Below are 10,639 nucleotides of genomic sequence, written 5' to 3'. Positions count from 1 at the left end.
CCCGGACGGCGAAGCCCGCTCGCACACCGTCGAGCGCGGTGGCCTTCACACAGTGGACACAAGCGATGCCGACGACATCGAGCATGCTGATGTGGCGGGCGCGCAGCCAGTCGGCCAGTGATGTGCCGTCCTCAGTGAGCCCTCGAAACCGCTCTTCGAGGCGGAGTACGCCCCTCGTAGAAGACCTCAAGCACCTGGCACACCTGTGGGTTGTCCGCCGTCTGGCGCACCGGATCGATCGGCCGGCTTCGGGACCGTGCGGCCAAGGAAGTCGAACTCGACAGTGCCCCCGCAGCCACAGAGCTCACTCTATGTGGGAGCCCGCGCCCTTACCGGTGTGCTGGCCGGCCGATAACAGCCGGGCGCGTGCGGCGCAGTGCGTCGTGCCGGAAGTGGAGTGGGTCGGGGGTGTGCGCCGCGCGCTGGTCGTCACTCCCTGTCCCTCTGGCCGCCTGCGACCTGATTCTGACGTGGTCATGACCTTATCCCGGAAAGGGGTGCGAGTGGCTGACTCACCTCGTGGCTGCGAGACGATTCCCTACCCGACCGTCGCCTGGTGGTGGGAGCACATCGCACCATGACAGCGCCGCCGCGCGCCACGCACCCGCGCAGGGCCCTGGCAGTGCTGTGCAGCGGACTGTTCCTGATCGGTCTCGACGTCACCGTCATGAACGTTGCCCTGCCCAGCCTCAAGCTGGATCTGGATCCCGGACCGCAGGGCCCGCTGTGGATAGCCAACGGTTATACGCTCACGCTGGCCTGCTGCGTCCTTGCGGCCGGAGTGTGGAGCGATACGCACGGCCGGCGCCGCGCCTTCAGCCTCGGCCCGGCCCTGTGCGGGACGGCCTCGGTGGGCGGGGGGCCGGCCACCGGCACCGGCCAGGTCGTCGCGGCGCGGCTGGCGAAGCGCTGCTGATGCCCTCCACCCTCTCGCTGATCACCGTGATGTTCCCCGATGTTGCCGCCCGCCGCAAGGCCGTGGCGGTGCGGACGCGCGTGGCGGGCCTCGGGGCCCTGGGCGGGCCGGTCATCGGCGGCCTGCTGGTGAAGCACTGCGGCTGGCGGGCCGGATTCTGGATCAACGTACTCGTGGTCGTCGGGGCCTTGGCAACTGGACGCTGGGTGCCGGAACCCCGCCACCCCCGCCCCGGACCCTTGGACAGGGCCGCCATGGGGGCGGTCACCTGCAGGGTGGGGGCCCTGGTCTGGTCGATCATCCAAGGCCCGGCCCGCGGCTGGACCGATCCCACCATCGGCACCGGATTCCCCCTCGCAGCACCGGCGTTCGCCTCCCTCCCACGGTGGGAGATGCGCCATCCCGCACCGATCCTGCCGCCCCGGCTCTTCGCCAACCGCCGCTTCACGGCCGCCGTGACCGCGCTGGCCTGGATATTCTTCGCCCTCTTCGGCTCCCTGTTCCTGCTCATCCTCTACCTCCAGACCCAGCTGCATCTCACGCCCGCCCAGACCGGCCTCCGACTGCTGCCGCTGGCCGCGGCGCCCGGGGGCAGGCGCGTCGTAATGTCCTCGGTGAACCGCTCCCGCCACCGGGCCGGCATTCCCTTGGCCGTGCGCTCCCACAGCCCCCTCAGCACGACGGCATACGCAGACGTCGCCGTCGGCGCTCCCGGTGAAGACACCACCGCTGGGTCTGGCACAGGTGAGGACAGCGGAGTGGTCACCGTACTGTGGGGCAGCAGGCGGGACTGGTCGGCGGGATTGTTCCCCCCAGCGCCCGCGAGACCATCCACGTCCACCTCCGTGCACGCGGCGAGAGTCGACGGCCGCGGCGAGGCGGAGGCGCCACGCGGCAGAGCGTCGGCCGGCCGCTGACGGCTGCGGCCGGCGCCACGCCCTGGAGCGTGCTCCGACCCATGGCGGGCTTCACCACGGCATCGGGGTTTCTCAGGTTGGCCGCACATTCATCACGGGCGCGCGTCCTTGAGCTGCGTCTGCGTGAGCCGGACCGGTTGCCCGCCCGGGGTGTACAGGCGCTTGATGAAGATCTGGAACCCCAGTTCCCTGATTCTGACTTCAGCCTCATTGGTGTTGTGCGGTTCGGCGCCAAGGGCGGCGCGCACCAACTGAATGACCGGGAGGAGACGGCCGCCGATGTCGGCGACGACCCAGACGTCATTGGGGGCGTAGGCGGTGTAGTCAGGTTCCATGCGGGATGCCTCCATGACGGCGGCTCGCGTCAGGGGGGCGGTCTCGCCCGTCTTCGTCCTGACAGTCGTGGTACTGGCTGCCGCATGCATGGCGTGGACCTTCCGAGTTGACAGTGGCAGGACGCGAACAGCCCGCTTCAGATCCGCGAGCCAGCGCCGACCCGGCGCACTTGCAGAGCACCGGGCCCGGCGGACGTCTCGAGTCGCCCGCCTACGCCGACCCCTCCCCCGCGGCCCTGCGGAGGCTGATGCTGGGCGCTGGGCCGGGGGCACATCCGGGGAAGGTCAGGCGGTGACCTTGCCGAAGATGTGGTTGGCGGGAGCGTTGGGGTCGTTGCCGTAGAAGAACTCCTCGAGTGCCTTGTGGAACTCGTCACGGCTCAGTCCGCCGGAACCATCGAGGTCCAGAGCGGCGAAGACGGCGGCGCAGTCGTCGCCGGGGACGGCGGCGACCGACCTGAACATCTGCTGGAACTCGGCCTGGTCGATCTTGCCGTCTCCGTTGAGGTCGACGAGGTCGAAGAAGCAGTCGGTGACCGGCGCGACTTGCTGGGGGTAGAACGCGCGGTCGGTCAGGACACTCTTGAAGCCTTCGGTCATCTCCCGCACATCGACCTTCCCGTCACCGTCCTGATCCATCGGGGCGATGACGTTCGACCAGAACTGGTCCATCCCCTCGATGAGCCGGCGCACGGTCTCGGCATCAGGCGTGGTCTCGCGGGCGCTGATGTAGCGCTCGCTCATCTCGCGGACGTCGTGCTGGGTGATGAACCCGTCGCCGTCGACGTCGGCGCCCCTGAACCACTGGCCATACTTGAAGTCTTGAAGTGCAGTCATGACTGCGTACCGTATTCACACAGTTACGGCGACGCAAAGCTCCAAGTAGCGGCCGGGCACCGGTCGGACCCGTCGACCGGGCGTCCGACGAGGGCGAACACGGCATACCGCTGACTCGTCTTCGTTTCAGTGTTCGAGGTGTGGTGGCGTGAAGGCGAGTACCTCCTCGACAGGCCCGTCGTAGACCTCGACATCGACGAGAGCGCTGTGCGCACTGGGTCCCTGGGACAGACGCGAGCACCCGCGGTCCCCGGTGAGGGTGTTGGGGTTGCCGTGGCGGTCCAGGGTTCCGCTCCGGCCCGGACGGGCCGGGTCCCACCACGCTCCGGTGGAGAGCTGGATGACGCCGGGCATGACGGCGTCCGACAGGATCGCGCCCGCCAGGCAGCTGCCTCGGTCGTTGAACACACGCACGATCATGCCGTTCTCGATACCGCGTGATGCCGCATCCTGCGGGTTGATCGTCACGGGCTCGCGGCCGTGGATCTTCGACTTGAGGCTGTGACTCCCGTTGTCGTACTGGCTGTGCAGGCGCGAGGCAGGCTGATTCGAGATCAGGTGCAGCGGGAAGCGGTTCGCCAGGTCGGCGCGAAGCCATTCCACGGGTTCGAACCACGTCGGATGCCCGGCACAGTCGTCGTAGCCGAAGGAGTCGATCTCTTCGGAGAAGATCTCGATCCGGCCCGACGGCGTCGTCAAGGGGAAGCGCTGCGGATCGGAGCGCAGTGCTTCGAAGCTGCCCGGAAACGGACCGCTGAGTGCCGGCAGCTCCACACCGCAGGCGCGTTGCCAGAAGTCGTCGAAGTCTGGCAGGGCCGCGTCGTCGCCGAGGTTGGCCCGCGTCCGGTCGTAGAGGTGCCGGACCCATTCGATCTCGGAACGCGACTGGGTGAACTCACGCTCATAGCCGAGCCGGGCGGCCAGAGCGGCGAAGATCTGGTGGTCGGTGCGTGCCTCGCCGGCCGGCTCGCGGACCTTCGGCATCGCGACCAGGTGAGGGTCGGAGAACCCCGCGGCGAAGTCGTCGCGCTCCAGGCTGGTCGCGACGGGAAGCACGATGTCGGCGAACTTCGCCGTGGTGTTCCACCAGGCTTCATGGACCACCACCGTGTCCGGACGCTGCCAGGCCCGGGTGAGGCGGTGGAGGTCCTGGTGGTGGTGGAAGGGGTTTCCTCCGCACCAGTAGATCAGGCGCAGGTCCGGCAGGGTCAGGCGCTGGCCGTCGTAGTCGATGGTCGCGCCCGGTTCCAGCAGGGTGTCGGCGATCCGGGCGACCGGAATGAAGTCCGTAACAGGGTTTGCCACCCGCGGCATCGACGCCACAGACGGTCGGCCCGGCGCAACACCGGTCGCGTCCATGGTCGCGTAGCCCGCGCCCCAGCCGCAGCCGGGCCGGCCCAGCGAACCCGTCATCGCCGCCAGCACGACCGACATCCATATTGGCTGCTCACCGTGGTCCGCCCGCTGTATGGCGTAGTTGACCATGATGAGGGAACGCTGCGTGGACAGGCGATGGGCGAGATCGAGGATCGTGTCGCGGCTGATGCCCGTGATCCTCGCGGCCCAGTCGGCGTCCTTGGCGACGCCGTCCACCTCGCCGGTCAGGTAGGAGGCGAAGCGGTCGAACCCCTCACAGCAACGAGTGAGGAAGTCCTCGTCGTGCCAGTCGTTGACCAGCATGGTGTGCGCGATGCCGAGCATCAAGGCGGTGTCGGTGTTGGGGATGACCGGCAGCCACTCGGCGTCGAGGAAGTCGGCGGTGTCACAGCGGATCGGGCTGACGTTCACGAACCGAACCCCGGCCTCACGGCACTTCCGCTGCAGGTCCCGCGTCTGGTGCCGGGCCAGCCCGCCAGGATTGACCTGGCTGTTCTTCAGGGCCAGCCCCCCGAACGCCACCACGAGCTCACAGTTCTCGGCGATCTCGTCCCACATCGGCATCCGCGACTGGTAGCTCCACGGAGCCCCGCCGATCACATGCGGAAGGATGACCTCAAGAGCGGCGGTGCTGTACGTGTTGCGCGAGTCGGTGTAGCCCCCGCCCAAGGCCAGGAAGCGCTGGAGCTGACCCTGCGCATTGTGGAAGCCGCCCGCACTGGCCCAGCCGTACGAGCCGCCGAACACCGCGCTGTCCCCGTGCTGTGTGCGCACTCGGCGCAATTCCTCGCTCACCAGCGTGAGCGCCTCGTCCCAGCTGACCTCTACGAAGGTGTCCGCACCTCTGGCCGTTTCATCGGCGCGCGGCAAGCCGTCGAGCCACCCTTTGCGCACCGCGGGTCGCCGCACACGCGCACTGTCCTCAGCAGCCGCCACCATGCCCGGGCCGATCGGTGACGGCGCGGGGTCATCACCCCGGGGCTCGATGCGCACCAGCTGTCCCGAATCGACCACGGCTACGAAACTGCCCCAGTGCGTTGCCACCGGCATGCGTCGTTCCACCGTGCACCAACTCCATCCCTGAAGTTTTTCCGGCTCTCGAACAACGGCCGCTGCACCACAGGGGGTCGGCGTCGGTCAGCGGCCCGCGGGACACAGGCTCCCCCTGGCGGACGCTGCCCAACCCTGACGGTGTGCACGACTCCCGTAGCCGCCACTGAACCGGTGCCCGGAGCGCCCCTCTGTCGACCGCGACCTGACCGTCGTACGGCCGATGCCGGACTCGGGCTCCAAGGGCCGGGGACGGTCAGTCTCCGGACCGGAGCGGGACGGCTGCGGGTGCGACCACGAGGCGGCGGGCGTGGCAGCCGTCGATGACCAGGTCACCGTCTGCGGCCCCGTCGCCTATTCCGCCCGCTCTCTCAACGTCACGCCTGCGACGCTTTCTCGACCATCGCCGGGTCCGAGTACGGATCCAGCACCGCATGCCCGCGGATCTTCCTTGCCAACAAGCCGGTTCTTCCGTGCCAACAAGCCGATGCGGGCGCATCCGGGCAAGAACTACCCGGGCTTGGCCCTACGGCCGACCTGGTACGACCGGGGCCACACCGGGCCCCGCCGTCAGGGCGGCCGGCAACCGGAGTAGGAGCAGCGCGCAAGCGTTCCGGACTCATTCTGAAAGGTGCCTGTAGCCTGCCGCACTCGTTGATCGCCTGATGGACCCGCTCGGCGAGGGCTAGATGGTGTCGTCCCGAGTGCAGACCCGGTTGGTGGGAATCCCGGCGGCTTCCGGGTGTGTTCGGGACCGGGGGCGCGAACCACCTACACCGGCGTGCGTGTCGACGCGTTGAGGGCGAAGATGCGCTGCCGTCACTCGAACTAGTTACTGTGCAGAGTCAAGTGAGTACATACCGTTAAGGAGTCCTTTGAGGGCCGGGGGAAAGTCACTGCCCGGGGGGTGATTCCTCCCTGTGGTGCCGACCGCTCAGGGCCTCTGCCTCCGCCACCCGTCCGGGTGGCATCAGAGAAGGTGACCAGGATGTTCTCTTCCTCTGTTCGTGCCATCGGGCTGGCCGGTGCTGCCGCCGCCCTCGCCGTCGGCGTCTCCGGTTCCGCCAACGCAGTGCCCGACACCATGGACGCTCCCTACGCGCAGGCCGCCGCCCGCATCAACACAAACGGCGCTATCCAAGCCAGCAAGGGGATCGATACGGTGACCCGCCCTCAAGTCGGCACCTACTGCGTGTCGTTCACCAAGGCTCTGGATGCAGGCGTCGGTCGGAGAGGGCTCTGCCGGCGGGCAGCGAGCCGGGCAACGCGGATCCTGCAGGGGGTGCGGGCCGGCACGCCCTGTACGGCCCGCACCAAGTCGCGCAGACATCGCTGGTGCGACAAACAGTGGTGCGCGTCTGGGTCCTCCCAGCGCGCCAGGCACGACTGGCCAACCGGCGGATTCGGCTGGCCGGTCGTTGCCCGTTTACCCACGACCCTGGGCTTCTCGTTAGTGAAGCCGGAGCTGCCGGTCAGCGTCGCCCGCGACGCCGCTAGCTCGGTGGCGCCACCCCGCACACTGCATAGTGTCCGTTCCCGCCCCCGGGGGGGGCAGGCCAGTTGTCACAACTCGGTGCGCGCCGCCGGCACCGAGCCAGCGATGTTCCAGTGCGGCCACATATGCTGCGGCGTCGTGCCTACCGAGGCCGAGCAGGTGCTGACTGGCCCTGCAGGCACACCCGGGGGCCTGCTGCTCAGCGGCTGTGTGCGGCTGACGGGCCGGCATCCGGTGGGATCGATTGCTGCGGGAAAAGACACTCTTCCAGAGCGGTCACTTCGAATAGCGGAGCCCTCGTCGCCACGGGCATGACCAGGGCCTATAGGATGCGGCCGAACGGGAAAGGCGCACCCGGTCCGACGGGCCACACGCCGCAGGCATCCGTGAGCCCGCCTTCGCGATGAGGACTTGTCCAGCGGATCATGTGCCTGGTCCGTGCCTGGGTGCTTGATGCGGGCACAGCGCTCGGTGAGTTGACGGATGCCGAACGGGACAGGTTGCTGCCGTTCCGGTCAGCAACCGCCGTTGCCGGGCTCGTGCGCTCAGGTCCACAGGCGGAACCAACTGGAGCGTTCGTTCGCGGGTAGAGGCAAGAGATGCCAGGATGAGGGCCATGACAATCCAGGCTTATTTCGACATCACCATCGACGGCAAGCCCGAAGGCCGCATCGTCTTCAACCTCTTCGACGACGTCGTGCCCAAGACTGTGGAGAACTTCCGCGCGCTTGCCACCGGCGAGCAGGGCTTCGGTTACGCCGGTTCGAAGTTCCACCGCGTCATCCCGGACTTCATGCTTCAGGGCGGCGACTTCACCGCCGGCAACGGCACCGGTGGCAAGAGCATCTACGGCGCCAAGTTCCCTGACGAGAACTTCCAGCTCAAGCACACCAAGCCGGGCCTGCTCTCGATGGCCAACTCCGGCCCCAACTCGAACGGCTCGCAGTTCTTCATCACCACGGTGGTCACGAGTTGGCTCGACGGCAAGCACGTCGTCTTCGGTGAGGTCGCGGATGAGGACAGCTTTGCCCTCGTCAAGAAGATCGAGAGCCTTGGCTCGCAGTCGGGCGCCACTAGGGCCGAGATCGCCATCTCCGCCTCCGGCACTCTCTAGCACCTCGAACTTGTCCAGCTGACCATGTGACTACTCGCTGCCGAGCTCGCTGATGTGGGCATGGGGCGGGGTGATCTGACGGACGCCGAGTGGGAACGGCCGCGGCCGTTCCTGCCGGTCGGCGACGAGCCTGGGCCGCTCGCGCGGCGGGTTGGCCAGCAAAATCCACCTGAGCGCGGACGGCCGCTGCCGCCCGCTGCCGGTGATCGTCACCGGAGGCCAGCGGGCTGACTAAACCCAGTTCAAGCCCGTCCCGGGCAAGATTCGCACGCCCCGGCCAGAGCCGGGCAGGCCTCGGAAGAAGCCGGACAGTCTCGCGGCCGAGAAGGCATACAGCAACGGCCCCGTCCGGGAATACCTGAGGCGACGCGGCCTCCGGCACACGATTCCGGAGAAGACCGACAGCCAGGCCGCCTGCCTACGCAAAGACTCACGCGGCCCACGGGCACCGGGCTTCGACGAGGACCGTCACAAAAGGTGCAACGCCGTCGAACGAACGATCAACCGCCTGAGACAGCACCGGGCCGTCGCCAGCCGACAGGACGAGCGCGGCTACCTCTACCTCGGCACCGCGGCTGCGGCAGCCCTCACCGCTTGGCAACGAACTTGATCGGCCCGACAGGTCCCAGGGCAGGAACGTCGCCGTCGGCCGGGCGCCCTGTCCGGTCAGGATCAGTTTCCTGCCGGGGTGGTTTCCGTTCGCGGGCCTGCGTCGTTGGACCGGGCGTGATGATCAACAACAGCGTCTCTGGAACCGGCAGTTACCCGGACCTCGACAGTGCCAGGCTTGCCGACGTGCTCTTCACCGACGGCCCTGAGGGTGCTGCTGTCCACGGTATGTGGCGCAAGGCGGTGTCGACCGGCCTGTTCCGTCATCGCGGCGATGCGGGCACGGAAGAGAGGTGGAAGCTTTCCTACGAACGGCTGCGCGCCTTGAACGAGGAGCTCCTGTGTCCTGCCGACCTGGCGCGCGATGTACGAGGGCTCGCGGCTTTGCACGAGTGGGCCGCAGTGGTGGACGGTGCGACGGCGACCGTGGCCGGCATCCACTACAACCTCTTTCTCGGGAGCCTGCTCGACGACCGCCTCTCGCCGCCCCGCGATCTCAGCGCGTTCCACGGCCTTGACCGTGTCGGCACGTTCCTGTGCACCGAGCGCGCCCACGGCAACGATGCGGCCGCCTTGGAGACCTGGGCCAGGTACGACCGTGAGCGCGAGGAGTTCGTGCTGCACACCCCGCACGAGGGCGCGCAGAAGTACATGCCCAACACCAGTGCCGCCGGGGGTCCGAAGAGCGCGGTGGTGGCGGCCCGGCTGCTGGTCGGAGACCGGGACCACGGCGTCTTTCTGTTCCTCGTCCCGCTGAGCGACCACCACGGGACACTGCCGGGCGTCACCGTGACCGTGCTGCCCGAGCGGGTCGGCAGCCCTGTGGACCACTGCGTCACCAGCTTCGACCACGTACACCTGCCCCGGACCGCCCTCGTCCAGGGCGAACACGGCCGGCTCCTGCCGGACGGGACCCTCGTCAGTTCCGTGGGCAGTGCGCGCAAACGGTTCCTGCAGGCGGTCGGCCGGGTGACGGTCGGAAAGCTGTGCATGAGCGCCAGCACCCTTGGCGGATGCCGTGCAGCGCTGGCGATCGCTGTGCGCTACGCCCACACCCGGTACATCTCCGGCCCCGTCGCGGGTCGGCGCGTACCGCTCGCCGCGCACCGCAGTCACCACGCCCGGCTGCTGGACCGGGTGGCCACCGCCTACGCGATGACCTTCCTCCACCGGGCGGTCACCGAACGCTGGCTCACTCATGCCTCGGAGGAACGGGCGGCAGCCCAGCGTCTCGTGGCCCTGACCAAAGGCTGGATCACCTGGCAGGCTCGGGAGATCGTGATCGAGAGCCGGGAGCGCTGCGGCGCCCGGGCCCTGTTCCCGGTGAACGGGCTCGCGGAGTACCCCGCCAACGCGGACGGGGCGATCACCGCCGAGGGAGACAACCTCGCCATCTTGTGCAAGGCAGCGGCCGAGATGATTTTCGGCCACACGCTCGTCCCGGCCCCCCGGCCGGCAACCGGCACGGAGAGCCTGACCGACCCCGCCTTCCTTCGCCAGGCCCTCAGCGCCGCCGAGCACTACTGGCACACCAGCGCACGGCATGATCTGCGACACGGTGAGGCCGGCGACGCACTCGGGCGCTGGAACAACGCCTGCGCCGCCGCCCTGAACCTCGCCGAGGCCCACACCATCGTCCAGGCCGCCGACGCCTTCGCCACGGCCATCGCCCGCGCCGCCGACCCCCGCGCCGGGGCGGCACTGCACGACCTGCACCTCCTGTTCCTGCTCAACCAGGTCCACGCCCGCAGCGGACTGCTTCTGGCCGACGGCGCCCTCACCCGCGAGCAGGTCCGCTCGCTGCCTCGCACACAACAGGCTCTGACCGCTCGGCTCGCCCCCCACCTGCTCGCCCTCACAGGCGCCTTCTCCATCCCCGAAGAACACCTGGCCTCCCTGCCGATGCTGACAACCCACTGAAGGGTGTCCGGCCCGTACGGCGGTCCGCTGGACGGTGACTTCCTCCAAGCGCTCGTCGGTGACCTTGCG

The 10,639-nt window shown here is 68.6% G+C and carries 5 protein-coding genes and 2 pseudogenes; 3 read left to right on the top strand and 4 right to left on the bottom strand.

The annotated features are described in order from the left end of the window. Positions 1-177: pseudogene (locus ACZ4M5_RS34200) on the bottom strand (isochorismatase family protein); the annotation flags it as partial. Between the two features lie 400 nt (positions 178-577). Here ACZ4M5_RS34200 and ACZ4M5_RS34195 point away from each other — a divergent pair. Further along, positions 578-1,833, top strand: a pseudogene (locus ACZ4M5_RS34195) (MFS transporter). 92 nt (positions 1,834-1,925) lie between these two features. Here ACZ4M5_RS34195 and ACZ4M5_RS34190 read toward each other — a convergent pair. The 3 genes from ACZ4M5_RS34190 to ACZ4M5_RS34180 form a co-directional block, all read right to left on the bottom strand. Further along, on the bottom strand, positions 1,926-2,168 hold the full coding sequence (locus tag ACZ4M5_RS34190; RefSeq protein ID WP_467742912.1) for a hypothetical protein: 243 nt from the start codon (positions 2,166-2,168) through the stop codon (positions 1,926-1,928). 285 nt (positions 2,169-2,453) lie between these two features. Further along, the gene (locus ACZ4M5_RS34185) at positions 2,454-3,005 is read right to left on the bottom strand and encodes an EF-hand domain-containing protein (RefSeq protein WP_467742910.1); all 552 of its coding nucleotides are present in this window, start codon (positions 3,003-3,005) and stop codon (positions 2,454-2,456) included. 126 nt (positions 3,006-3,131) lie between these two features. Then, the gene (locus ACZ4M5_RS34180) at positions 3,132-5,444 is read right to left on the bottom strand and encodes a molybdopterin-dependent oxidoreductase (RefSeq protein ID WP_467742908.1); all 2,313 of its coding nucleotides are present in this window, start codon (positions 5,442-5,444) and stop codon (positions 3,132-3,134) included. Positions 5,445-7,543: 2,099 nt separating this feature from the next. Here ACZ4M5_RS34180 and ACZ4M5_RS34175 point away from each other — a divergent pair. Both ACZ4M5_RS34175 and ACZ4M5_RS34170 read left to right on the top strand, forming a co-directional pair. After that, positions 7,544-8,041 carry a peptidylprolyl isomerase gene (locus ACZ4M5_RS34175; RefSeq protein ID WP_467742906.1) on the top strand — a complete coding sequence of 166 codons (498 nt, stop codon included), beginning with the start codon at positions 7,544-7,546 and terminating at the stop codon, positions 8,039-8,041. 729 nt (positions 8,042-8,770) lie between these two features. Beyond that, on the top strand, positions 8,771-10,570 hold the full coding sequence (locus ACZ4M5_RS34170) for an acyl-CoA dehydrogenase family protein (protein ID WP_467742904.1): 1,800 nt from the start codon (positions 8,771-8,773) through the stop codon (positions 10,568-10,570). The last annotated feature ends 69 nt before the right edge of the window (positions 10,571-10,639 follow it).

The organism is Streptomyces sp. NPDC026246 (assembly GCF_055567995.1).
This window is presented reverse-complemented; position numbering and strand designations above follow the sequence as displayed.

What these genes read in the sequence shown, in the direction of transcription:
- ACZ4M5_RS34190 (WP_467742912.1), bottom strand. Translation starts at nt 2,168, where the DNA reads ATGGAACCTGACTACACCGCCTACGCCCCCAATGACGTCTGGGTCGTC.
- ACZ4M5_RS34185 (WP_467742910.1), bottom strand. Translation starts at nt 3,005, where the DNA reads ATGACTGCACTTCAAGACTTCAAGTATGGCCAGTGGTTCAGGGGCGCC.
- ACZ4M5_RS34175 (WP_467742906.1), top strand. Translation starts at nt 7,544, where the DNA reads ATGACAATCCAGGCTTATTTCGACATCACCATCGACGGCAAGCCCGAA.
- ACZ4M5_RS34170 (WP_467742904.1), top strand. Translation starts at nt 8,771, where the DNA reads ATGATCAACAACAGCGTCTCTGGAACCGGCAGTTACCCGGACCTCGAC.